This is a genomic window from Gilliamella sp. B2838 (genome assembly GCF_026536185.1).
Taxonomy (GTDB): Bacteria; Pseudomonadota; Gammaproteobacteria; order Enterobacterales; family Orbaceae; genus Gilliamella.
Genome location: NZ_JAFNOO010000004.1, coordinates 123,338 through 148,534 on the forward strand (window position 1 = coordinate 123,338; position 25,197 = coordinate 148,534).

The window sequence follows — 25,197 nt, forward strand, 5'->3', positions numbered from 1 at the left end:
TTTAAATCCTTAATACTTTATTTTATCAGCGGTCACTTTTATCTGGTGCCCTTGTTGCTTTAAAAGAGTTTGTAATTTTACGAAATCATCACGCCTAGGGATGCCGGCAAACCAGACAACACCTTCTGCATCAAACATGACATCTAATACTTTATCCTTAGTTGTAACTGCTTGCTGATAATAGGCATATTTTTCGATTGCTTGTGAGGTAAAACAATGTAAACGTTGATTATCACTCCCTCTTAACCTTAAAGTTTGTGAACTCTGCCGTTGAAAGGGGTCACTGATTAACACATCAATATAAGGTTTAATTTGCTGTAACTGATCGGTAATATCTTCAACGCTATACCCTGTGTAAACTAAAATATCGACCTTTGTTTTTTTGCGTAACTGAACCACAATAGCCAACAACGCCTCAAATTGATCGAAAGGTTCCCCGCCAGAGATAGTAATCCCATCAATCAAAGGTAGGTAAGAGGAAAGCGTCATCATCAGTTGTTCAATTGGAATTAACGTTTTAGCTGTTGCCCATGTATCAACTGAAATACAACCTTCACAACGTAAACTACAGCCTTGAAACCAAATACCAAGTCGCCTACCTGGTCCTAATGTTGTTACTGGAAAATGAATACGCGAGATACCAACTGTTAACACCATTTACTCCAAAATTAATTGTCCTACTTGCAACTCAGTTACGACTAATGTTTGACCTGTTTGAGGGTTTAACTTAAACAACTCACGAGCCAATGGATTTAATAAATAAGCCTCAATGTGATTACGTATTCCTCGACCTCCGTTTGATAAATCAGCTAAAGCAATGTTTCGCAAACTGTCTAATGCTTCTGGGGTAAATGATAAAATTAACCCTTGTGATTGTAAATCTTCAATCACACCATCAATCATTTGTTGGAATATTTGCTCCGCCACACTAGGACGAATAAAGTCAAAGACAATAATATTTTCGCCTATCCTATTTAAGATTTCGGGACGATTTAAAACAAATTTAAAATGCCGCTCAATTTCATTTTTTACTCTGGCTTGAACATCATCAAATTGAACATTAGCAGTAACGTTAGGAATGCGCTCACCTGTTTCGGTCAGTTTATAAATTCCAAGATTGGATGTAAAAATGATGAGTGCCTCTGAAAAATAAACACGCTCACCTCGACCAGAAGTTAGAACACCATCATCTAAAATTTGTAAAAATTTATCCATAACCCGAGGATGAGCTTTTTCAATCTCATCAAATAATACGACACTAAACGGTTTTTCACGTATTGCATTGGTTAGCTCCCCTCCTACATCATACCCCACATAGCCGGGAGGTGAACCAATTAAACGCTGATCTGAAAACTCTGAACTAAACTCAGACATATCAAAGCGAATGTATGCGCTTTCATCATTAAAGAGTAAACTGGTAATTGTTTTGGCTAGCTCAGTTTTACCTACACCTGTTGGACCTGCTAAAAAAACTACACCACGAGGTCTATTACCTCTTCGATTAGCGCCAATACCCGTAATCGCTCGCTTTATAATATCGAGCATATGGACAACTGCATGATTTTGTCCTTTAACTCGTTGATACACAAAGTTATCTGCTTGTACTATTTTTTCACGATCAATTTTTTGCCACGGATCTTCCGTGACACCTACTTTATAGCGCCTTACGGCATCATTGATATCATCAATGCTCAGTTTCTCTACTTTTGCTAATGTTGTAATGGCATTCATATCCAGCAATAACATCCCCTCTGTACTGTTAACAAAAGTTGTTTCCGCTTGTGCCAGCAATTCAGGCGTAGTTTGTTGCGAACCTGAAATACCTTTTATTAATCTAGAGGCTAATGCTCGACGAGCGGCACTGTCTGGTTTAGAAACTGGAATATGACGAATTCGTGGATTATTCACTAATAACCAGTCAGGTAAATCCCCCTCTTTTTCGACCAACCAAAGTACAGTATTAAAAAACGGCGTACGACTAGTGCCAGCTGGTCTTGTACTCGCTCGATGAGAGAGTACTAATGCTCGCGTAAACAGCTGATGCTCTGCTGCACTTAAGTTATCAGCACGAATGGTCAGCTGAGAGGCAAAATCAATAATTAATGCAACAGGTTCGCCGTTAAGATTAACAAAATTCTCTAAGACATTTCCCAATAAATCAATGCCAGCAGCAGCCCGCCCTTTTTCTGGCGTTAGTCCTATTTGTTGTAATAATTTATCAATATCGATAGCTGGTAAATCAGGCGTTTGTAAACCATAAAACCCCGATAAAGGATCCCAAATCAGTACTTGACTATACCCTACATCGCGGAGAGCACGATATAACGCCAACTCAAATGTTTGTGGTGTAATAACCCCTGGCTCCACTTCACACGCTTGTAAATCCCTAATATTTCCTGACAATACAAACTGGCTCTTTAAATGTAAAAACCTAACTAAATCACGCATCCAACGTGGCTTATTAAACTGATAAGTCATGCCGAAAATCCTTTAATAATATAACCTCAATAATCACTACCATATATTATATAGAAACATATTGATATAACTAGCCTTAATAATTAAAGATCTATAATATCCATCCTTCTAAAATGAAACCACTTAGCACTTGAGAAGAATTAGCTAACATTTAACATCTTTAATATTAATTACTGAATGTGAAGAAAAATTGCTTAATTTCTACTTAGTAAATTATCTGATACTATTAAGTAATATGCTATTCTTAGATAGGCTAGGATATTGTAGATAAAGGATGAGCCAATAATAAAAGCAATGACAGGGACTAAATTAACAAAAAGAATACCATTAATCGCACCAAGACCATTGATACCTGCATTCCAAGTAATGATCACTAATGTGGTTATGACAAGTATAAAAATATCAAATCCACTTGTGATAAATACACTCAAACTAGGAAGTTTTGCTAAGCCTAAAAAAGATGCAATTAAAGTAATCGTGATAATACTTATTACGCTAAGAGAAGAACTTAACGCTGTAACTCTTAACGCGCTCCATTTGTCTTTTGTCATCACCATATTTGCAAAATAGGTATAAATAACCCAACAAATTGTAGCGGCCAACAATAGTACATCACCTAAAAAGCTTGATGAAGCTATCAGATGATTAAAATCTCCATTCGTTATAACCAAAACTATTCCTACAAAAGCTAATAGCGTGCATAAACTTGTTTTAATGTTAGGTATATTGTGATTGAGGATAGATGATAAAATCATTGAGAGCATCGGCATTAACGCTAATATAATTGTTGCATGCTCAGCAGATGAAAAACCAATGCCGATAAACGTTAGGAAGTTTAATCCAGCAAAACCGATTGTGCCAAAAAGCCACAATTGAAAAGCTTTTCCTTCCGTTTGATAACTTTTTTTACCTTCGATAACAAGCAGAACAATGCTTACAAGAAAAGCACCAAGAACGTAGCGAATAACAGTAAGATAATAACCATCTATACCCGATGATACCGCATGTTTTGAAGCGGGATACATAATCCCCCAGCCAAAGACAGTCACCAATAAATATAATGTGTATTTATAATGTTCTATTCGAATACCCTTCATAAAAAACCTATTTTACGTATTATTTATTTTATTGACTTTTATAATATTTTTTTATGAAAAGATCATTATCGTCGAGGTAATATCTTTTTTTACATTTTGTAATAAATAATTCTACGTTATTGAGTTAGCATTATTATAAGATTGAGAACTCTGATTAGATTTTGTTCAATTTAAGATATTATTCTTTTTTGAATTATAATGTGAATCTTCTTATCCTTAATAAATAATCTTTTCAATATCTCAATTCAAACTATGTGGGTCCAATGTTAATAATTGTTTATTAGCTTGTAACTCTTCAATTATAAAATCAATAAAAACCCGAATTTTAGGTGATAAATATCGATTTGTAGGCCATATTAATGATAACTTACCTTGTGGCTTCATAAATTCTGTTAAAATAGGCTTGAGTTTTCCTAACTGAATAGCCTCTTTAGCTATGTATACAGGTAAATGCGCTATTCCTAAACTATCGATTGTTGCACTTAAACAGGCAAATGAATTATTAAACACAATATTATTGGGTAAATCCAAAGCATCATAGGGTGACTTAAAAGACCAATTAGCTAAACGTCCATTAGAAGGATGTTTAAAATGAATGCATGCATGTCGAACCAAATCTGAAGGTAATAGAGGTGTACCATGGCATTTAAAATAATGTGTACTTCCACACACAACATAATTTTGATCGCCAATGCTATGACATATTAAGCGAGAATCGTTAAGTTCTCCTATTCTGATGGCAACATCGACCCCTTCTTTAATAATATCTACAACATTGTCATCAAAGTCGATAATGAGATCTATGTCAGGAAAATTATTTCTAAATTTTGGTAAGAGTGGTAATAAAATTACATGCCCAAAAATGTGAGGAATATTTAAATGTAAAGTACCTTTTGGATCGCCTAATTTAGCCATCATCATGGAATTAGTGTCATTAATTAAACTTAAGATGTGTTTACCGCGACTATAAAAAAAAAGTCCCTCTTGAGTTAACCCGATACTTCTAGTTGTTCGATGAAAAAGCCTAGTACCAAGATCTGTTTCAAGTTTATTTATACATTTCGCAACTGCAGATGCAGATAAACCTAAAATTCGACCGACTTCAGCATAACTACCCACCTCAGCTACATGAATAAATATTCTCATTCCTTTAAGACTGTACATATTAAACTCATTATTAAGGAATTTTTTTCATTATTATAAAGACCTGCTCCCACATTTACAACTTTGATTAATTAAAATAAAGTAAAAAAAATTTATTATTACATGTTGTTTTTTATTGAGTATTGAATATCGATTTTAATTAAAAATAAGGGAGAAGTTGACGCTGGTCCTATTATAGATCAGGAGCCAGTTAGAATTAATAATATGACTTTGGATAATTTACGCGAATCAATAATTTCTGCAGAGAAAAAAATGATATATAAAGCAATAATCGCATTTTTAGAAAACAGACTAAAACTTTTTGAAGATAAAGTTATCTATGAGGGTTACAAAAATGATTAAAATAAAGAACCCTGTGATCAGTGCTAGTCTTATTGCTAGTATTCTATTTCTTTCTATTATCAGTCTTGGATTATCTTTATCAATACTACCATTATATATAAATAAAATTATTGGTTATTCTGCTTTTTATGTGGGTTTAGTTGTAGTTGCTGAATCACTTTCAACACTCTTTTCAAGAGTTTATGCCGGAAGATATTCAGATAAATATGGACCCCGCAAAGGAATGACTTTAGGATTAAGCTTAACTATTTGTTCCGGAGTACTATTTCTATTTGTCATTTTGTTTATTAGTAACAATCTTTACGGCTATCTAATTATTCTTTTATCAAGAATATTTATGGGCGTAGGTGAAAGCCTAATATTTACTTGTAGTGGAACATGGCCAATTGGTTTAGTTGGTCGCGAACACGCAGGAAAAATTATGTCATGGGTTGGAATTGCTATGTTTATAGGACTGGCAATAGGTAATTATTTTGGCACTTTATCTTATTATTACTCTGGGGTAGCCTTATCAACCTTAATAATGACAATGATACCTGCATTAGGGTTTATAATTATTTTAATTGTTAAGCCTGTACAAATTACTGAAAATTCTAGTCATGTAACACTTTTATTTGCAATAAAGCGTATTTGGAAAGCGGGAACTGGTTTTGCATTAGCAAATATAGGTTATGCAAGTATTACAACATTTCTAGTATTATATTTTATTGATAATGGATGGGAAAAACAAAGCCCTCTTGCATTATCTTTATTTGGTATAGGCTATGTCTTTTCTAGACTAACTTTAGGATGGAAAGCTGATTGTTCTGGACTAAAAATGGTGATTTTTTCATTAATTCTTGAATCGTTCGGATTAATACTGATAGCTATTCCATCATCTCCATATCAAGCAATGATAGGATCGTTTCTTACTGGATTTGGCCTATCAATGGTTTATCCACTTCTTGCCTTACCTGCAATTAAAAGTATGTCACATAAAGATATTGGTCTTGCTCTAAGTACCTATGAATCGTGTTTTGATATTGGAATTCTTTTATCTGGCTTTACAGGCGGAATTATTGTGTCGAGTTTTGGTTATAATGCAACGTTTATATTTGCATTTATATGTAGTTTATTCGCTATATTTCCTTCAATACTTTCATATAAACAAATTGAAAAAAATCAAAACTAAGCTAAATAACTAAACCAAGTTGGTACGCCAATAGCTATAAGTGCCGCTTTAATTTATTAGGTTCATTAATAATTTTAATCCGTTTGAAGCTACGAGCATAAGATAAACTCAGTTCACAAGTAAAAAGCATTCAACTTGGGAGGATGCTTATAAATTACAAATAATCGGCAGGAATTATAACTTGTTATACCCTATTACCTTAGTTCACAATCATATTGTTGCCAGGAAGAGTATCGATGATGTCAGTTGTTATTATTGATAATTTTATTGCTTAAAAAGTATTGCATAACTTTAATTATCTGAATTTTTTTGTTAAAAAATCAAACTATCCTCATCTAGCACTTGGCTAAATGAGGATGAGATTATTTAAATGATTAATGAACGCCAGGAATAGTGAATTCCATAATAAGTAATAACGTTGGTAAAATAAAGATAGATAAGATTGTTGAAGCAAAGAAAATACTCGATGCGTGCTCTTGTTCGACTTCCCAATCGTAAGCCAAAATAACTGCGGTTGATGCTGTTGGCATCGCTAATAAAAAGACTAACTCTTCGGCTTCGATACCTTTAAGTCCAAAAAGATGCACAGCAATTAATGCAACAACGGGAGTTACAAAACTCTTTAAAAGCACATTAACCACTAATAGTTTAGATAAATTTAATTGAACACCATATATCCCTACGCCAACAGCAATAAGTGAAATAAAGTTACATGCATTAGACATAATATCAAAAGTATTAAACACAAAATGCGGCATCCAAGTTAAACCATTAGTGACACTAACAATTAACCCTAAAATAACAGCCAAAAACATTGGTTTCATAAGCGAGTTTTTCACTGCGCTAAAAATCATATTGCCTGTTACTTTACCGCCAGATACTTTAGTATGACATAATTCTAATAAGAAAATTGTCATTGGAATTAATGATAAAGCCACAACAAAATTCGCAATGGCGACAGAAATGGTTGACGATGCACCTAACATTAATGTCAAAAATGGTACGCCCATCCCGCCCATATTAGGGAAACAGCATAACATTGAATTCATGGTGGTTGATTTTAAATCTTTACCCAATAAGTATTTATTAGTTAAAAAACAGATTATCCACAAAAATGACATTGTGCAGAAAAAAGCAATCATCCAAATGCCGTTAAATATCTCTGATGGCTTTGCATGGGCAGTATGGACAAAAAGTAACGCTGGGAAGACAAAGTTTGATACCAAGCCAGATAATAGTTTTTTTGAATCTTTTGTGAAGATTTTTTGTTGAACGCAAAACCACCCCAGAAAGATCAATAAAAAAACGGGAAGACAAGAACTTACAACTTGCCAAACGGCAGACCAAATCAAATTCATTTTTTAAAACTCCTAAAATAATATTACTTAAAATACATATTCGGTATTTGGTTGGATTTTTGGATGAACGCTTATTTTTATAAACCAAATTAAATTAATTAGACAATAAAGCTGAACATACCTGATGTAAGCTTGGTATATTTAAGACATGGTTAACATTAAAATCCACAGCATCTTTATTGGTCACACTATAACTTGGGCGCTATTATAGCTTATTCCGATCTACCTTGTGTTAAGCAAGCCCTAGTAAGATTCTTAAAAAAAGAAAAAACCATTAAAACTTAGTCCGATTTATGTCAAAGGAATTTTTTTAAATCAATATAAAATATAATGTTATTAAAATCAAAAAGATGAGTGTTAAATTATAGTAAAAATAAAATCTATACAAAAAGGCCTTAAAGTATAGCCTAAGTATAGATTATTGGTGTAAATGTTCAGTCGATAATAAATCAATTTATTTAATTGACTTATATCTATTTATTTATCATTAAGCTGGTTTGTTATTTTACAAAAAAACCGCAAAATAATCATCAAAAGGTAACAGTATTTATGACAATTATCTTTAAAATTAATTAACGATTAATCAATATAATGTAAATTATTTATTGGTACGCAAAGATAAGGCATAAATTTTATAGGCAAATTATCGATTATTCGTTGTTTAACTCAATTTAAATTAAGATCATTTAGCCATCATTTTTTCATTTACTATATCGGCTAACCTAGCAGTAAACATATTAATTTTTGGCTATTATTTAGTCCATTTCGATCTATTTACACTAGTTTTTATTGAATCCTCAAAAATAAACTGTATATTTATACAGTATTATTCGTTTTTTATCACGAATTAAATAGATGTAATTCTGTTAGTATCGATAAATTATGTTAGGAGAGTATGCTTGCGTAAAGTTTCTATTATTGTGCTTGGCATGGTAGATGGTTCAGTAAAAAAACATTTACCTTTGGTTGATACGCCCGTCAGAGCGGGTTTTCCTTCTCCAGCGGATGACTATTTGGAAACTAAGCTTGATCTTACCGATCACTTAGTTAAACATCCAAGCGCAACCTATTATATCAAAGCACAAGGCGATTCAATGATTAATTACGGCATTTATAGTGGTGATCTGTTAGTTGTAGATCGCTCTTTAATGCCGCAGATAGAAGATATTGTGGTCGCCGCAGTTGATGGTGAATTAACCTGTAAATGTTTAGGGCTTATTAATGGGCAACACCATTTATTATCGGGCAATGAATTTTATCCGCCTATTTCGCTAGCGGGTAAAGAGGTACATATTTGGGGCGTAGTAATACATACGATTCACGCCTTACGAAAGCGTGGCAACACATGATTGGTTTGATTGATTGTAATAACTTTTATGCTTCGTGTGAGCGAGTTTTTAACCCAAAACTAGAAAAAAGACCAATTGGTATTTTGTCCAATAATGATGGTTGTGTTATTGCTCGTTCAAATGAACTTAAGCCATTAGTACCAATGGGTATGCCCGCATATCGAATTGAACCCAAAATCCGTAAACACATTACCTTATTAAGCTCTAACTATGAACTTTATGGCGACATGAGCCAACGGGTTTTTAATACAGTCGGTCATTATACTGCCGATATTCAACCCTACTCCATTGATGAAGCTTTTATTCAATTAAATGGGTTTAACGATGTGATAGCACATTGCCAAAATTTAAGAACAATTGTAAAACGAGATACAGGTATTCCTGTCAGCATTGGTATTGCAACAACCCACACTTTAGCAAAATTAGCAAATCATATAGCGAAAAAACAAGCTAAATATCAAGGGGTCTACCACCTTCCTGACAAGCCTGTTTTATTGGATAAAATTTTAAAAACATTTCCAGCAGAAGAGATTTGGGGTGTGGGTAGACGTATTGCCCAAAAATTACAGACGTTAAATATTCATAGTGCATGGGATCTACGTCAAGCAAATTTAAAACAGATTAGGCAACAATTTTCAGTCGTGCTTGAACGTACAGTACTCGAGCTACAAGGTGTTAACTGCATTGAATTAGATGATCTCAACACACCTAAACAAAACATCATGACATCGCGAAGTTTTGGACAACTAACTGGGGAACTATTTGATATACAAGAAGCCATTCGCATTCATGCCAGTCGGGGAGCTGAAAAACTAAGACAGCAAAATGCTATTGCTAATGCGGTGCTAGTCTTTTTGAAAACCAACCGCTTTCGTCAAGATTTAATGCAATATAACCCTTCAATTGTAGTCCCTTTATTAACACCAACTGATGATACAAGACTCATTATTCACGCTGCACAAAAAGGGTTACAGGCTATTTATAGAAAAGGTTTTTTGTTTATGAAAGCGGGTGTAATGTTACTTGATTTAAAGGTAAAAGATAGCTTCTGTCAAACTGATTTATTTAGTTCTGAGCTTACGCCTAACTTACAACAAAAAAGTGATCAATTAATGAAAACAATCGATAACATTAATCAAAAAATGGGCAAAAATACCATTCAATTAGGGGGTAATAGAAAAACGGCACCTTGGCAAATTAAAAGAGAACTGCTCAGTAAACGTTACACTACGCGCTGGGATGAATTACCGCTAGTTAAATAAACATAAAGTTTACATCATAATCAATTTATAATATTGAGTAATATCAACTTAATATCCTCAATAAAATAATAAATAAACGGTTTACGTTTGCTTAAATTTTGTTGCTAATAGATATAAAACACAGACTAGATAGTGAATTGCTTAATCAGTCAGAGTCGACCTTTTTAAAAGCTTTAGTGTCGAAGAATCAAATCATTGCAAACTATCACCATGATTTAATAGTAAATTTATTTGATTGTAAATATTAAGATGCAGATGGTGTTAATAGAACAATTATTCAATTGTGTTATTCATGTTTTGAAAGTCAATATTTCAGATCTAATTAAAATCGCATCTAATATTACTAATTCATACAGCTATGTAGCGATGTTTAAGTTTGTACACAAAATAGTCGTTCCAATAAAGAGACTATATAGGTGTAAGTCTATTGTTCTAAGCCTATATAGCAAGCAGCTAAACCCCAACTAATGAGGTACCTAAAATACACCTGATTAACCATTACAACTTAGTTCCTATAAAATAGGAACTAAGTATAAAGTTGCACAATATTTTTATCGACAAATCGGTGTACATCCTTGTGCTAACTGTAACAAGTTATAACCTACGTATCCTGTTTCAATATCAGTACTAAACATGAGTTTATCAGTATAAGCTTGGTTACTCCAGGTACATCCTGTTGAAGTATCAAAGTTACTGTTAGGATAAGCTTTATATAATTCGCCCCACTCTCCAGCAAATGTACCGTCAATATCTCTTGATAATCGTTCCTCTTTATTTTCAATCCATGCAGGTAAAAAGCCCGTTCCATTTCCCGTAACCGCGTATTTAGCACTAGGTGCATTGGTTAAATCAGTGATCGAAAATAAATAACTCGCTGCAACAGAGGCACTAATAACACCTAATCCATTTGGCTTTCCTGAACAAGCATTAGCAGCAGGAAATATATTATCACCCGAACTCATGGTATCTGACATTTTATACTGTGTACTCGGAAGTGGGCGAGCCCATTTACTCACTGTAAACGTATAGCTAAATGTTTTTTGTTCAAGTGGTGATCCAGCTTTTGTTCTAGCGGTTAATGTTATGGTAAATGGAATAGTAGGACGATTGTCAGATCTAAGTGTAACAACCCCCTCACTCGTAATTGGCGCTAAAGATGGATTACTTGAAGAAAAACTATAATCAGTCTGTGCATTACTCATTTTGAGTGTGAAATTTGCGTAGTTGAATCCTGTTGTTGGAAATTTTTTTGATGCTGTAGGAGAGTAACCGCGATAAGGTTGAAAAACCGCTGGATTATAACCATTGGCAAATTTACAATTGATTGAATTACATGTGTTATATTTATCCCGTCGTGAAGAGTCAAAAAATCTCAAACTGCCTGGTTTAATATGGCAGATTTGTTGTTCATCAACTTTTATTGTATAGATTTTGCTGAAACTGCCATAGTCATTAATATAGGGAATGCCATATTTTGTTTGAACGCTAATATTATTAGAACTAATGGTTAAAGTATAAGGGCTTAGACATGAATCCATAATGCTATTTAATTGATCTGCGGTCACTGTTTTAGTCGTACCATCATAATCCTTATAACGCCAAATAGCTGTCAGCTTTCCCAAGACGGGTGGTTTTTCATTAACATCTTTTATTGATGTAAATTCATCACCATCGATATCACCATAATGTAATCCTTCTATGGTAGAAATATTTTTTGCCACCCCGTCAGCAATGACTTTCGTTTCGACCTGATTAAATTTAGTATTGGCCGATACCCAAAGTATTTCATTTGATTTTGAGGGCGTGATATTAATAACGCCTTGTTTAATTATCGGTGCTTTGAAACTAAACAAATCATCTAAATCTAGATAGGGTTTATTACCTTGAATTATTTGTACCGTTTTTGAAGTTAGCGCATAACTTAACTGACTAAACATTAATGTCATAACTAACAGTAAAAATACCTTAAAACATAATTTAATTTTGTGACAAAAGTGATGGACAATGAGACTAGAAAGTAAGCGTATTAATTTTTGATCAAGATTTTTAAGAAAAGAATAAAATAATTTACAACAATAGCCTTTTTCAATGACAGACTGTTTGTTATACAACATATGTAAACTGCTGCCTGCTTTACCACAATATAACACCATAAAAAACACCCTTACACAAGTTAAGTATATGGATAATATATTAATTTATTTGAAGAATATTAATATATTGGTGGATAAATACGAATTGGACTAGCTATTTTTTTAAAGTAACATAACAGTAATAAAAAGAAGAAACACAATTTGGTAAAGAAAGTTTAATTGCATTTATATATTTCAATAATAGTAATTTTTTGAATAATCACAATGTGAAATGTTAAGGTAATCAATGGGTTTATGTTATTAACCCCAGAAACTGGGGTATAAAATATGTAATTACGATCCCATATTAACAATTGATTTTCGAAAACGCTTGAGGGAGATGATAAAAAACACACTACCAATAGCTAATAACCACGCGAAAGAAGTCCACACCACACTTAGACCAGCCCCACGATATAATATAGCTTGTCCTAACTCAACAAAATGAGTGGTTGGCGCAATCATCATAATATTTTGAACGATCTCTGGCATACTTTCTCGAGGAGTGCTTCCGCCTGATAACATTTGTAATGGTAACAAAATTAAGATAAGCAACATCGCAAATTGAGCTGTTGATTTTGCTACTGTTGCCATAAAAATACCAAGTGACGTTGTCACAAATAAATGTAAAGCAGCACCAATAAGAAACAAGCTGATTGAACCCGCTATAGGTACACTTAACCAACTATGCACAACCAATAATAAAGCGACCCAAGTTGAAACCAGCACAACTAATCCCATTGACCAAATTTTAGAAAGCATAATTTCAAATGGTGTGACAGGCATGGAAAGAAGATGATCAATGGTGCCATGTTCCCTTTCTCGCATTAAAGCTGCCCCCGTTAAAATAATCGATAACGTAGTGACTATATTAATGATTTCCATAACAGAACCAAACCATGATCGGGTTAAGTTTGGGTTAAAAGCGGTATGCACTTGAATGTTAACGGGTAGATTTGTCGCTTTGCTATAACGATTCACATATTCAGTAATTTCACCTGTAATAATTTGTGTTATATAACCATTACCAACAAAAGCTTGTCCCATTCGCGTTGCATCAATATTAAGTTGTATTTCTGGATTTTGGTTATTGAGTACATCTCGTTGAAAATTAGGCGGAATATTTAATGCAAAGGTATAATTATCCGTATCCATACCCCGATCCACATCCTTCATTGAATATAATTTAACAGGATTATTAAACATAGGTGGATAAAACGCCGCAGTAATTTGCCTGGACAAGGGCGAGTCATCTTCGTCAACAATCGCAATTGACGCATGATGTAAGGAATCTGAAGTCGCAGTTGCAGCAATATAAATATCAAAGGTAAAACAGTAGGCTATTAATAAGAGCATAATAGGATCGCGTAATAATCCCCATAGCTCTTTTATACCTAGACGATAAATGTTCATTAACGTTTGCATAAGATCTACCCCTCCTGCTTTTTAAGCAGAAAAATACTAGCACCAAGCACTATTGGTATGGTAATTAATAAAGCCAAAATAGAGTTATGCAAATCAACAAAATTTAATGCTTTATTGAATATCCCACGCGCAATAATTAGCATATGGGTTGTAGGGTAAACTTCACCAATATATCGACCACTCCCTTCTAACGAGGCGACGGGATTTAACAATCCAGAAAACTGTATAGCAGGTAGCATGGTTCCAACACAAGTCAAGAAGATAACGGCAATTTGACTGCGTGTTATGGTTGATGCTAACAATCCAAATCCTGTAGAAATAATACAATAAGCAAAAGCAGCTAAACATAGAGTAAACAAACTACCTTTAATTGGCACCCCAAATATTGTAATTGCCATAATTAATAGCAATAGAAAACTAAACATAGAAATAATAATATAAGGGACTTGTTTACCTAATAAGAACTCAGCCCGTGTTACCGGCGTAACATATAAATTAATGATTGAGCCCATCTCTTTTTCACGAACGACAGATAATGCCGCCAACATAGAAGGAATCATTAGCAATAAAATTGGAATTACGGCTGGAACCATCGATGGTAAGCTTTTAATATCGGGATTATAGCGGTACCGGGTTTCAATATTGGCCAAGCTAGATGATTGTGAACTGGAGCTTTCTTTGTTTTTTTCACTTAACCAAGCAAGATGCATACCTTGAACATAGCCTTTAATGGTATCAGCTCGCATTGGCATAGCACCATCAATCCATATAGCAATATCAACCGGATCACCACGTTGCACATCTCGACCAAAATTTGGTGGAATTTCAATAGCTAGCGCTATCTCATTGCTGCGTAATCTTGCATCCATATCATTATAGTCAGTTAAAGGAGGCTGTTCTATAAAATAGCGTTTAGATCCTGACAAATTAAGCGTGTAATTTTGACTAAGCTCACTCTGATCACGATCTAATACTGCAAAGCGTAAATCCTCAACATCCATCGTTATTCCATATCCCATCACGAGCATTAAGATCGCTGATCCTAACAAGGCTAATAATGCGCGAAGTGGATCACGTGATAATTCTAAAGTTTCACGCCATAAGCAACCAATCATGCGAGTAAAGCTGAAGCCTCGAAGGTGATGCTCTTTTTTAGCACGATCTTGATCATTGGTAATCGTTTTAGCATTCGTTACAGAATTTTCATCGGCATGACTATCATCAGCACCTGCTTCAACTAAATAATCAATAAATGCTTCTTCTAAAGTTTTAGCTTTTTTTGACGCAATAATATTATCTGGGGTATCACTTGCTAATACTTTACCAGCATGCATTAACGATATTCTATCGCACCTTGCTGCTTCGTTCATAAAATGGGTAGTAATAAAGACAGTAACTTTATCTTGTCTTGATAATTCAATAATTAAACGCCAAAAGTCATCACGGGCTATAGGATCGACACCTGAAGTGGGTTCATCGAGAATAAGAATTTCAGGATTATGCACAACAGCAACAGAGAGTGATAACCGCTGTTTAACGCCTAAAGGTAAACTATCAGGTAAACTTTGCCTATGTTGTTCAAGTCCAAAACGTTTAACTAATTGTTCAACGCGTTCTGGTATTTTGCTTTCTGCGATACCAAATAGACGAGCATGCAACACAAGATTTTGTTCAACCGTCAATTCACTATACAATGAAAAAGCTTGTGACATATAACCTAAGTGGCGCCTGACATTAATATCACTGGCATCAACTGGCTTACCAAATAACCATGCTTGCCCTGACGAAATCGGTAATAAACCAGTAAGCATTTTCATGGTTGTTGATTTGCCACAACCATTAGATCCTAAAAAGCCAAAAATTTCCCCTTGTTTAATTGAAAAATTAACATGATCAACAGCGATAAAATCACCGAATTGTTTAGTTAAATCTTTTGCTTCGATGGCTACTTGTAAATCTTTTGAAAGATCTAAGGGTGGAATTTCGACGGGTTGATAACCTTGTTTTGCATCTTCTGGCATTAATTGGATGAAAGCATCATCTAAATTATCTTTTCCAGTTTGGTTTAATAGCGATTGAGGCGTTCCAGTTTCAAGGATTTTTCCGCCATACATAGCAACTAACCAATCAAAATTTTGCGCTTCATCCATGTAAGCAGTAGCTACAATGACGCTCATTTGTGGCCTTTGCGAACGAATTTTGTTAATCAGTTGCCAAAATTGAGCACGTGAAAGCGGATCGACCCCTGTTGTAGGCTCATCAAGAATTAATAAATCAGGATCATGAATTAAAGCAGAACATAAACTAACTTTTTGTTTCATCCCTCCGGATAAACGACCGGCAGGTCTGGATAAAAATGGATAAAGTCCTGTGCTATGCGTTAATTCATCAATGCGACGTCGCCGTTCGGCCGCATCATTACCAAAAAGCCGAGCAAAAAATTGTAAATTTTCTTCAACGGATAATGTTGGATATAAATTTTTACCTAAGCCTTGAGGCATGTAAGCAATACGGGTACAAACTTTATTGCGATGTGATTTATCGTGCATATCACCATCTAAAACATACACCAACCCTTCTTGAATAACATGTGCACCAGCAATGAGTGACAATAAACTTGATTTACCTACCCCATCAGGTCCAATCAATCCTACCATGCACTTTGGTGGAATTTGTAAACTCACATTATTCAACGCACAGGTTTTTTTATAATGCAACGTCACATTTGAAACGGTTACCACTGCGTCGTCTATCGATTTAACATTATGAGCGATAGATAAATCTTTATTGTCTGATTCTGACATGAGCTATCTCCAATTATTTAGTTGGACATTTAGCAACATCAGATAACTTAGCTGGCCACGGAGTTTTAGGATCGATCCGTACCCAAGCAACGCCAGGCACACCAGTTTTAACTTGAGTAAGATAACATTGTAATAATTCTGGGCTTAGTTGAGCTTTAACTCTGAACATTAATTTTTGACGCTCATCTTTGGTTTCAACAGTTTTAGGGGTAAATTGTGCCACACTAGAGACAAATGAAACTTTAGCCGAAATTGCAACATCTGGAAGCGCATCTAAGACTAATCTAACTTCATCACCAATCGCTACTTTTCCAGCTATGGTTTCGGGTAAAAAGAAGGTTAAGTAAACATCGGATAAATTAACCAGATTCAAAACCTTTCCACCGGCAGGCAATACTTCACTAACTTGTGCTATACGATATTGAATTCTCCCATCAACAGGGGCGGTTAATGTACTATCATCTATATCTGCTTGAATTTTCGTAATATTAGCACTAGCAACATTAATCGCTGAATGAGAACTATCCACACCTGCTTGAGCAACCTCAATAGCAGCATCAGCGGCTGTCACTTGGGATTTTGCAGAATCTAACGCCGCTTTTGCACTATTCACTTTTGCGGTATCGTCATCAAATTGTTGGATAGATAATGCCCCTTTTTGGTAAAGAGTTGTTGTTCGTTGTAAATGCTTTTGAGCAATATCGAGATCACTTTCCCGTTGATTCACATCAGCTTGAGCAGCGACTTTATCACTCACTTTTAGTGAGACTTGGGCTTTGGAACTTGCTTCATTACTTATGGCCTGTCGATATTGAGCTTGTGCTTCGTTCAATTGAGCTTGCAAGGTATTGGTTTGCATAATAACTAATGGTTGGCCTGCTTTAACAAAATCACCTTCATTAACGTTAATTTTCTCGATTCTGCCAGCAAGCTTTGTTGAAATATTAATTTCTGTCGCCTCTATACGACCATTGCCACTTACAAAATCTGGACCAAATCCATCAGTTTTTAATTGTTGCCACAAGATACCACCACCAATAACAACGACAACAACAATAAGACCCCATTTCTTACTTATTTGTTTCATGACCTACATCCCATTTTAAACTGATTATTTATATTATAAATTTCATAACGTTAATGTGTGTTTTATATGCATAATGCATCGACATGTGTTAAATAATATCAGATGTTTTTTATAAATAAAATCAACTATAAAAACAAAGGCAGTAAAAGCTAAAAAATTTAATTTAAAACATCAAGGATGTTTAAAAAACATGAGTAATCATAAAGAAAAGTGTACTTCAATTCAGAAAGCTTATTAATCAATTATTGGTAAATTAACCCTTTTTGATAAATACGTATTTATTATCTACGCCATGGATTTATCTAATTTATTTCAAATAATGTATTAATCCTCTATCTACAAATTAACTATTTTTGTATCAAAGCACGTTATCGACTATAACGTTTAATATTATCTGACTAAAACTTTATAAAATTGAAATTCATCTTATAAAATAATTAATGAAACCATTTAGTTGTATATAGGAAAATGATAATGTAAGTGGTATGCTTGCGAGAACGATTATTCGACATTAAGATTTTTTTCACAAGGTGATTTTTATGACACTTCCTTCTTTTTTAACACTTTATAACGAACTTATTTCGACTCCAACCATTAGTAATGTAACCAATGCTAAATTAGATTATTCCAATAAACCACTCATAGATAAATTAGCCAATTGGTTTGAAGAGCTTGGATTTACTATCGAAATTCAAGCTGTCCCAAATACGCGTCATAAGTTTAATATGCTCGCAACGTATTCAAATAGTAACAATAAAACTCAAGGTGGCTTATTATTAAGTGGTCATAGTGATACAGTGCCATTTGATGATGGGCAATGGACAAAAGATCCATTCAAATTAACTGAAGAAAATAATAAGTTATATGGACTTGGTACCGCTGATATGAAAGGATTTTTTGCTTTTATTCTCGATGCTTTGCGAGATATTGATCTAAAAAAACTCACCAAACCAATTTATGTACTAGCCACCGCAGATGAAGAAACCTCAATGGCTGGTGCTTCATTTTTTGCTAAACAAACTCAATTAAAACCTGATTGCACAATTATTGGCGAACCCACATCATTAATTCCTATCCGAGCTCACAAAGGTTTTTTATCCAATTCAATTAAAGTTATTGGTAAGTCTGGGCACTCAAGCGATCCGGACAAAGGCATTAATGCAATTGAAGTGATGCATCTAGCTATTGAACGTCTATTGATCCTTAAACAAAAATTCAAAGAACAATATCATAATGATGGCTTTAGTGTGCCCTATCCTACCTTGAATTTAGGTGTGATTCATGGCGGTGATGCGGCTAATCGCATTTGTGGCTGTTGTGAATTAATTATTGATATTCGGGTATTACCAGATAATGATGTTGACACATTATATAATGCGCTATGTGAAGCATTACAACCCGTGATGGATAAATATCCCAATAGGCTGTCAATTGAATACGAAGTTGCACCCATTCCAGGTTATGAATGTAAAAAAGATCATCCCGCATTACAACATATTGAACAGCTAGTTGGTCACACCGCTCAAACGGTTAATTACAGCACTGAAGCGCCTTATTTAAATCAAATTGCCCCAACCATTGTTTTAGGACCTGGCTCGATTGAACAAGCTCACCAACCTGACGAATTTATTTCAATGGATTTTATAAAACCAACAAAAGTAACGATTGAAAATTTGATTAAAGATTTTTGCATCTAATCATAGAAACACGCCGACTCCGTCGGCGAATAAAGTTATCTTGAATTATGCTAATGTGTCATTTTTATGGTTATTTCCCCATTGACAAAGCCTATCTAAAATCGGCACCAAAGACTTACCTCGGTCTAATAACCCATATTCGACTTTAGGGGGAATTTGCGGATATTCTTTTCTGAAAATCAATTTATCCCTTTCCATCTCTTTTAAAGTATTACTTAGCGTTTTAAACGAAATGTTATTGATACTTCGTTTAAGTTCATTAAATCGCATTGATGGTTGATTTTCGTTTAACCAATAAAGAATAACAATCTTGTACTTGCCTCGAATCATTGAAAGTGTGTAATTAAATCCACTATTCTCAAAATGATCTTCGGCACAATGATGATTTTCCATGTTTACACTCTCCCTAAAGATAGTACATAACTGTAATTACCGTACTTTAAAAATAATGGTATCAAGACTATCATGACTCAATTATAAATAGATAAGGAATATTGACAATGAAACGGACTTTAGTGATTATTGCTCATCCAGATTTAGCTTCTTCAAAGGTTAACCGATGTTGGTTTAATAGATTAAATCAATATCATGATCAAATAACCCTACATGATCTTTATTCACACTACCTCTCACATAAAATAGATCCGAGTTTTGAGCAAAACTTAATTGAAAATCATCAAAACTTAGTTATTCAATTTCCAATATATTGGTTTAATTGTCCGCCATTATTAAAACAGTGGCTCGATGAGGTTATGACTTATGGTTGGGCATTTGGTTCTTCGGGAAATAAATTAAAAAATAAAAAAGTAGGATTAGCGGTTTCAGCGGGCATAAAAAAAGCTGACTACTGCGAATCGGGACAGTATAAATATACGCTCGAGCAAATTCTAAAACCATTCGAATTAACAATGAATTATGTTCAAGCTGATTATCAGCCCCTTTTTGCGATTTATGGCGCAAATAATGAGCCAAACTACCCAGATAAAATTACACAAAACGATATCGAAAAAAGTGCCGATAATTATGTAAATTGGATGAAAAATTTAGGAATGCTAATTTAAATTATTTAATTAAAGTACATTCATGCCTATCATTAAATAAAGCTATTAACGGTTAAAAATATAACTTAAATTACCAACAATGTAGCGAATTTTTCATTGAAATTGGTACATATGATTCTATTTTTAAACAGAAAAATAAAACAACCAAGGCACCTAAATAGTGTTTACCAATATTTAAGGTTTTTAGATCTAATTGCCCTTTATTACCAAATTGATGCCGTAGCGAACAATCCGGCAATAACGGTAAACCAGATTAAACTTGAAAAGTGGCAAAATCAGTCGCGATCTCACTATTCGCAAATACTGTTTTCGCTTCCTCCACTAATTTTTGATTATCTTTTGCGTTATAACGAGGGCTAATATGCGTTATGATTAGGCATTTAGCGTTAGCTTGTTTTGCAATTGTGGCGGCATGAACAGTAGTTGAATGCCCACGCTCAAGGGCTTTCTCACTTAAGGCATCTTCCTGTGTAGCTTCATGCACCAGCAAATCAACATCGTTAGCCAATTCAACTGACGCATCACAAGGTATTGTATCACCTAAAATTGCCAGTTTTTTACCTTTTCGAATATCGCCTTGATAATCACGCCCATCAATTACTCGCCCATCTTCAAGCGTGACGGTTTTTCCTTCCTTCAAGGATGAGTAAAGCGAACCAATATGAATCCCATCTTGCTGTAATTTATCAATATCTAACGTTGCAGGTAGATCTTTTTGGATTATTCGATACCCAAAACACGGTATACGATGTTGTAATAATTTAGCTTCAACACAAAACTGATCATCGTCAAAAACAGTGCCATCCGCTTCTAATTCAATAATATTTAGTGGATAAGTTAACCAAGATTGACTGACTTCAATTACTGTCTCAATAAATCGCTTGATCCCTTTTGGAGCAATTAAAGTTAAAGGTGATTGATTTTGCATCAAAGAACGACTGGTTAACACACCCGGTAAGCCAAACAGATGATCACCATGCAGGTGGGTTAAAAAAATTACCTCCAATTTAGCCAAGCTAAATTTCGCTTTTTGCATCTGCATTTGTGTGGCTTCACCACAATCAAAAAGCCAGAGTCGCCCTCGTTCTTGCCTAACATCTAGCATAATACTACTAACATTACGTTCAGCCGTTGGTGAGCCGGCACTGGTGCCTAAAAAGGTTATGTTCATAAAATCTATCTATTATTTTTGTTTTTGTACTCAATATAAGAATAGCTCAACTGTTGGCTATTCAACTATTTATTATAGTAACCTTGGTTTATTTATTTTTTAAATTCAGATCAGAAAGTTCATGACCAAGGTGATCGGCTTGGCGATAATTAAGTTTGGTTACACAAGTTAAACGCCGCATTTCAAGTGCATTAGTTATTGCACCACCGCCTAAAGATTTAAAATATTGGCAATGTACATCACGATAATGAGCAAACGCTTCGTTAGATAGAGTCAATTTGCGTTTAGCTAAAAGCGTAAACTGCTCATCGTCATCCCATTTTGAAAGTAAATTAAAAGCGTTTTGCTCCGCCTGCTGTAAAGCAAGTTGGCTTTGTTTAGCCTGTTTTTGTAAACACACTAATCGATCTGATTATGAAAAAGCCTCACACTCGTCAAGCTGGGCTATCATTTTATCGGCCAAGTCAGCAGTTGTAGAGGCAAAAATACCAAAGGATGATAAATTCAATGTTAACACTACAATTAACGTAAGTATTCTTATTTTTTAATTATTTATCATCACATACCTAACATATTGTTCATATCTGATAATGAAGGTACAACATCAATTGATTTATGCAATCTTATTGATGAATAACGATATTGATGATGAGATATTAAATATTTTTTCGCTCAATAGTCTGCTCACCCCAAAATAGCTTGTCTGCTTTAGTTTTAGAAAAAGCAAGTTTTAAAACCTCATCACTCCCTTCTGACCAAATTTGTTCAGCTAACTTTTCATCGTGATTGGCTAATTCAAAAATAGCTTCTGCAATTTCAATTGAAGTTTCACGAACACTAGCCCACGCACGAATTTCATGTATATCTTTTTTAATTAAATTCATCTTATTGCTCCTTCTTTGATAAGATTATGTGTAAAATAAACCTAAATCAGACAAAATTCAATAGGTGATGAATATATGCTTACAGTTATCTCCCCTGCAAAAACACTTGATTATCAAAGTCCACTTATTACCAAACAAAATACTTTACCGCAATTTTTACATCAATCAGAAAAACTCATTATGGATTGTAAAAAATTGAACGTTGAAGATTTGTCTAAATTAATGGCTATAAGTTCTAACTTAGCTGAAGTTAATTATGAACGTTTTCAAAATTGGCATAGTGATTTTAATCTTGAAAATGCAAGGCAATCTATTTTGGCATTTAAAGGTGATGTTTACGAAGGACTTCATGTTCAGGATTTTAATGAGAAAGAGTTACAATTTGCTCAGTCTCATTTAAGAATTTTGTCGGGACTGTACGGCATCTTAAGGCCGCTTGATTTAATTCAACCTTACCGCCTCGAAATGGGAATTCGCTTAAAAAATGGTAAAAATACCAATCTTTATCAATTTTGGGGTGAACAATTAACTGATAGCCTAAATAAAGAATTAGCTAAAACACCAAAACCAACGCTACTCAACTTAGCATCAAATGAATATTTTAAAGCGATCAAACCAAAACAATTAAAGGCGACAATTATTCAACCCGTTTTTTTAGATAAAAGCAAAGATGAATATAAAGTGATCAGCTTTTATGCTAAAAAAGCACGTGGATTAATGAGTCGCTTTATTATAAAAAATAGCATTGATAACAGCGAGGATATTAAAAATTTTAATTTGGAAGGCTATCAGTTTGATGCCAAACGTTCAACTGAATTAGAATGGTACTTCACGCGAAAGCATTAACTTAATGTAGAATGATCAAATGGAATTCCTTTTTACCTTATGGTTACAATTTTTAGCAACGCTGCCTCTATTTATTTTAATTTTATTGGGTTACTTAGCCATTAAATTGGGTAAATGGCAAAAAACAGTGACTGATAGCTTAACCAAATTTACATTTTATATAGCGTTTCCAATTATGCTATTTCAGATAATGAGTCATTTTTCTGAGCACTCGCATATTGATATTAAGCTATTATTAGTCTTTTTTGGTGGTACATTTATAGTGTTTGCTATTGGTTGCGTTATTGCATCTAAATTATTTAAATTAAATGGCAGTGAAAGTACGATGTTTGCAATGGGCGGCATTTACACAAATACGGTTTTTGTCGGCATCCCCATTATTAAAATGTTGTTAGGCGATAGTGCTATCCCAATCGTTGCCATCATTGTTATATTTAATGCATTAATTTTATGGACATTGGCTAGTGTATCGATTGAATTTGTCCAAATAGGTAAACTATCGTTTAAGAGCATACTGCAAGCGTTTAAAAAAGTATCAAAAAACCCTATCATTATCGGCATTTTTTTTGGTCTTATTGTAAATTACTCTGGAATTCCTTTGCCAAAATTTATTAACCAATCAAGCCAAATGGTTAGCGATATGACTGCACCACTTTCGCTAATCGTATTAGGCATGGGGCTTGCCGAATATAAGCTTCGCGATAATATTTTGATTACGACAGCAATCTGTACATTAAAATTAGCGGTGTTACCCATTGTTACCTATATTTTAGGTAAACTCATTGGGCTACCAACTTTAGAATTACAAGTCGTTGTGCTATTAAGTTCTGTGTCGATTGCCATCAATTGTTATATGATGGCAAGGCAATTTGCTGTATTACAAGGTCCAATTGCTTCAAGTTTGTTGATATCAACGGCATTATCATCCGTGACAACACCGTTAATTCTATCCATAATGTTACAGCTTGCTTAGAAAAATTAATTTGCCTCTAATTTTTTGAATTTATGATGCAAAATCAAAGCAAAAACAATAACGACACTACCTAGTGAAAAACGGCCCCAATCAATCGATTGATGCCAAATAACAACATTCACTAAAATACCTGTTGGTATAACCACATTATTCATAATGGCTAAGGTGCCAGAATCGACTTTTGTCGCACCATAATTCCATAAAAAATAGCATAACCCCGATGCCACAACTCCAAGCCATACAATAATCCACCATTGTATGCTACTCGTCGGCAATTTAGATGAATTGCCAAATATTAACCAGCCAATACTTGCAACTATAATCGCGCCTAAATAGACCCACGCAAAAGCGTGATGTTGCGGCAGTGGATAGAGTTCCATGATTCGTTTATAACCAACCTGCCCTAATGCAAACACAATATTCGCGCCTTGAATCAATAAAAATCCAATAATAAATTGACTACTAATATGATCATAACGAATTATTGCTGCACCAACAACAGCAATAACAGCCGTTAATAAATACGACAGTCTTAACCGATGGCGCTGCAATAAATCATAAATAATTGTGACATAAATAGGGGTAGTAATAGTAAAGAGTAATACTTCTGGGACTGAAATATATTGGAAAGAATTATAATAAAAAAAATACATAATGCCCAATTGACATGCGCCAACCCCCATTAACGATACCATCTGTTTTGGCAAAATATTTTTGATACGAAAAAAAGGAATAAAAGTAACAAATGCTAAAAGTACACGCATTACCACAGCAAACCAAGTATCCACTTGTCCACTTAAATAAATGCCAATAAAACTGAAAGAAAACGACCAGACAATTGTCACAATAATAAGATATAGCATAATTAATCTAAAGTAATAATGATCAGGCAGGCA

General features: G+C 34.1%; 21 protein-coding genes. 7 read left to right on the forward strand and 14 right to left on the reverse strand.

The window, feature by feature from the left end:
• Nucleotides 1-9: 9 nt before the first annotated feature.
• The 4 genes from J3U63_RS06100 to J3U63_RS06115 form a co-directional block, all read right to left on the reverse strand.
• On the reverse strand, nt 10-657 hold the full coding sequence (locus J3U63_RS06100) for a 4Fe-4S single cluster domain-containing protein (protein ID WP_267370952.1): 648 nt from the start codon (nt 655-657) through the stop codon (nt 10-12).
• Nucleotides 658-2,478: an AAA family ATPase gene (locus tag J3U63_RS06105; RefSeq protein ID WP_267370955.1), complete on the reverse strand. Its 1,821-nt coding sequence runs from the start codon at nt 2,476-2,478 to the stop codon at nt 658-660.
• Nucleotides 2,479-2,672: 194 nt separating this feature from the next.
• On the reverse strand, nt 2,673-3,575 hold the full coding sequence (locus tag J3U63_RS06110; protein WP_267370957.1) for a DMT family transporter: 903 nt from the start codon (nt 3,573-3,575) through the stop codon (nt 2,673-2,675).
• 240 nt (nt 3,576-3,815) lie between these two features.
• Nucleotides 3,816-4,739: a LysR family transcriptional regulator gene (locus J3U63_RS06115; protein ID WP_267370959.1), complete on the reverse strand. Its 924-nt coding sequence runs from the start codon at nt 4,737-4,739 to the stop codon at nt 3,816-3,818.
• A gap of 334 nt (nt 4,740-5,073) precedes the next feature.
• Between J3U63_RS06115 and J3U63_RS06120 the strand changes: the two genes are divergently transcribed.
• Nucleotides 5,074-6,252, forward strand: a complete 1,179-nt coding sequence (locus J3U63_RS06120; protein WP_267370960.1) for an MFS transporter — start codon at nt 5,074-5,076, stop codon at nt 6,250-6,252.
• Between the two features lie 374 nt (nt 6,253-6,626).
• Here the strand turns inward: J3U63_RS06120 and J3U63_RS06125 are convergent, their stop codons facing one another.
• Entirely contained in the window at nt 6,627-7,610 is a 984-nt protein-coding gene (locus tag J3U63_RS06125; protein WP_267332859.1) for an AEC family transporter, read from the reverse strand.
• Nucleotides 7,611-8,509: 899 nt separating this feature from the next.
• Between J3U63_RS06125 and J3U63_RS06130 the strand changes: the two genes are divergently transcribed.
• Both J3U63_RS06130 and J3U63_RS06135 read left to right on the forward strand, forming a co-directional pair.
• The gene (locus tag J3U63_RS06130) at nt 8,510-8,959 is read left to right on the forward strand and encodes a LexA family protein (protein ID WP_267370961.1); all 450 of its coding nucleotides are present in this window, start codon (nt 8,510-8,512) and stop codon (nt 8,957-8,959) included.
• Nucleotides 8,956-10,221: a Y-family DNA polymerase gene (locus tag J3U63_RS06135; RefSeq protein WP_267370963.1), complete on the forward strand. Its 1,266-nt coding sequence runs from the start codon at nt 8,956-8,958 to the stop codon at nt 10,219-10,221. The genes J3U63_RS06130 and J3U63_RS06135 overlap by 4 nt, the downstream gene beginning before the upstream one ends.
• Nucleotides 10,222-10,772: 551 nt before the next feature.
• Here J3U63_RS06135 and J3U63_RS06140 read toward each other — a convergent pair.
• The 4 genes from J3U63_RS06140 to J3U63_RS06155 form a co-directional block, all read right to left on the reverse strand.
• Entirely contained in the window at nt 10,773-12,374 is a 1,602-nt protein-coding gene (locus tag J3U63_RS06140; RefSeq protein ID WP_267370965.1) for a hypothetical protein, read from the reverse strand.
• Between the two features lie 273 nt (nt 12,375-12,647).
• Entirely contained in the window at nt 12,648-13,778 is a 1,131-nt protein-coding gene (locus J3U63_RS06145; protein WP_267347696.1) for an ABC transporter permease, read from the reverse strand.
• Between the two features lie 5 nt (nt 13,779-13,783).
• Nucleotides 13,784-16,582, reverse strand: coding sequence for a ribosome-associated ATPase/putative transporter RbbA (gene rbbA, locus J3U63_RS06150; protein ID WP_267370967.1), 2,799 nt, complete (start codon nt 16,580-16,582; stop codon nt 13,784-13,786).
• Between the two features lie 13 nt (nt 16,583-16,595).
• A complete protein-coding gene (locus J3U63_RS06155) occupies nt 16,596-17,669 on the reverse strand; it encodes an HlyD family secretion protein (protein WP_267370969.1) in 1,074 nt (357 codons plus the stop codon).
• 533 nt (nt 17,670-18,202) lie between these two features.
• On the opposite strand from J3U63_RS06155, the gene argE reads away from it, so the two are divergent.
• The gene (gene argE / locus J3U63_RS06160) at nt 18,203-19,366 is read left to right on the forward strand and encodes an acetylornithine deacetylase (RefSeq protein WP_267371053.1); all 1,164 of its coding nucleotides are present in this window, start codon (nt 18,203-18,205) and stop codon (nt 19,364-19,366) included.
• A 45-nt stretch (nt 19,367-19,411) separates the two neighbouring features.
• Here the strand turns inward: argE and J3U63_RS06165 are convergent, their stop codons facing one another.
• Nucleotides 19,412-19,759, reverse strand: a complete 348-nt coding sequence (locus J3U63_RS06165; protein WP_267367084.1) for a winged helix-turn-helix transcriptional regulator — start codon at nt 19,757-19,759, stop codon at nt 19,412-19,414.
• A gap of 107 nt (nt 19,760-19,866) precedes the next feature.
• Between J3U63_RS06165 and J3U63_RS06170 the strand changes: the two genes are divergently transcribed.
• Entirely contained in the window at nt 19,867-20,427 is a 561-nt protein-coding gene (locus tag J3U63_RS06170) for an NAD(P)H-dependent oxidoreductase (protein ID WP_267370971.1), read from the forward strand.
• Nucleotides 20,428-20,680: 253 nt separating this feature from the next.
• Here J3U63_RS06170 and rnz read toward each other — a convergent pair whose 3' ends face one another.
• The 3 genes from rnz to J3U63_RS06185 form a co-directional block, all read right to left on the reverse strand.
• Complete coding sequence (gene rnz, locus J3U63_RS06175; RefSeq protein WP_267370972.1) at nt 20,681-21,598, reverse strand: ribonuclease Z; 918 nt, start codon at nt 21,596-21,598, stop codon at nt 20,681-20,683.
• An 88-nt stretch (nt 21,599-21,686) separates the two neighbouring features.
• Nucleotides 21,687-21,998 (reverse strand): hypothetical protein, encoded by a 312-nt coding sequence (locus J3U63_RS06180; RefSeq protein WP_267370974.1) that lies wholly within the window; start codon nt 21,996-21,998, stop codon nt 21,687-21,689.
• A gap of 256 nt (nt 21,999-22,254) precedes the next feature.
• Nucleotides 22,255-22,482, reverse strand: a complete 228-nt coding sequence (locus J3U63_RS06185; RefSeq protein WP_065633582.1) for a YccJ family protein — start codon at nt 22,480-22,482, stop codon at nt 22,255-22,257.
• Between the two features lie 75 nt (nt 22,483-22,557).
• Here J3U63_RS06185 and yaaA point away from each other — a divergent pair, with 75 nt between their 5' ends.
• Both yaaA and J3U63_RS06195 read left to right on the forward strand, forming a co-directional pair.
• Nucleotides 22,558-23,328 carry a peroxide stress protein YaaA gene (gene yaaA / locus J3U63_RS06190; protein WP_267370976.1) on the forward strand — a complete coding sequence of 257 codons (771 nt, stop codon included), beginning with the start codon at nt 22,558-22,560 and terminating at the stop codon, nt 23,326-23,328.
• Nucleotides 23,329-23,347: 19 nt separating this feature from the next.
• Nucleotides 23,348-24,301 carry an AEC family transporter gene (locus J3U63_RS06195; RefSeq protein ID WP_267332871.1) on the forward strand — a complete coding sequence of 318 codons (954 nt, stop codon included), beginning with the start codon at nt 23,348-23,350 and terminating at the stop codon, nt 24,299-24,301.
• Between the two features lie 5 nt (nt 24,302-24,306).
• On the opposite strand, the gene J3U63_RS06200 is transcribed toward J3U63_RS06195, so the two are convergent.
• Nucleotides 24,307-25,164: a carboxylate/amino acid/amine transporter gene (locus J3U63_RS06200; RefSeq protein ID WP_267367090.1), complete on the reverse strand. Its 858-nt coding sequence runs from the start codon at nt 25,162-25,164 to the stop codon at nt 24,307-24,309.
• Nucleotides 25,165-25,197 lie beyond the last annotated feature (33 nt).

Coding starts and splice junctions, on each gene's coding strand:
- J3U63_RS06100 (WP_267370952.1), bottom strand. CDS start 657: ATGGTGTTAACAGTTGGTATCTCGCGTATTCATTTTCCAGTAACAACA.
- J3U63_RS06105 (WP_267370955.1), bottom strand. CDS start 2,478: ATGACTTATCAGTTTAATAAGCCACGTTGGATGCGTGATTTAGTTAGG.
- J3U63_RS06110 (WP_267370957.1), bottom strand. CDS start 3,575: ATGAAGGGTATTCGAATAGAACATTATAAATACACATTATATTTATTG.
- J3U63_RS06115 (WP_267370959.1), bottom strand. CDS start 4,739: ATGTACAGTCTTAAAGGAATGAGAATATTTATTCATGTAGCTGAGGTG.
- J3U63_RS06120 (WP_267370960.1), top strand. CDS start 5,074: ATGATTAAAATAAAGAACCCTGTGATCAGTGCTAGTCTTATTGCTAGT.
- J3U63_RS06125 (WP_267332859.1), bottom strand. CDS start 7,610: ATGAATTTGATTTGGTCTGCCGTTTGGCAAGTTGTAAGTTCTTGTCTT.
- J3U63_RS06135 (WP_267370963.1), top strand. CDS start 8,956: ATGATTGGTTTGATTGATTGTAATAACTTTTATGCTTCGTGTGAGCGA.
- J3U63_RS06140 (WP_267370965.1), bottom strand. CDS start 12,374: ATGGTGTTATATTGTGGTAAAGCAGGCAGCAGTTTACATATGTTGTAT.
- J3U63_RS06145 (WP_267347696.1), bottom strand. CDS start 13,778: ATGCAAACGTTAATGAACATTTATCGTCTAGGTATAAAAGAGCTATGG.
- rbbA (WP_267370967.1), bottom strand. CDS start 16,582: ATGTCAGAATCAGACAATAAAGATTTATCTATCGCTCATAATGTTAAA.
- J3U63_RS06155 (WP_267370969.1), bottom strand. CDS start 17,669: ATGAAACAAATAAGTAAGAAATGGGGTCTTATTGTTGTTGTCGTTGTT.
- J3U63_RS06165 (WP_267367084.1), bottom strand. CDS start 19,759: ATGGAAAATCATCATTGTGCCGAAGATCATTTTGAGAATAGTGGATTT.
- J3U63_RS06170 (WP_267370971.1), top strand. CDS start 19,867: ATGAAACGGACTTTAGTGATTATTGCTCATCCAGATTTAGCTTCTTCA.
- rnz (WP_267370972.1), bottom strand. CDS start 21,598: ATGAACATAACCTTTTTAGGCACCAGTGCCGGCTCACCAACGGCTGAA.
- J3U63_RS06185 (WP_065633582.1), bottom strand. CDS start 22,482: ATGAATTTAATTAAAAAAGATATACATGAAATTCGTGCGTGGGCTAGT.
- yaaA (WP_267370976.1), top strand. CDS start 22,558: ATGCTTACAGTTATCTCCCCTGCAAAAACACTTGATTATCAAAGTCCA.
- J3U63_RS06195 (WP_267332871.1), top strand. CDS start 23,348: ATGGAATTCCTTTTTACCTTATGGTTACAATTTTTAGCAACGCTGCCT.
- J3U63_RS06200 (WP_267367090.1), bottom strand. CDS start 25,164: ATGCTATATCTTATTATTGTGACAATTGTCTGGTCGTTTTCTTTCAGT.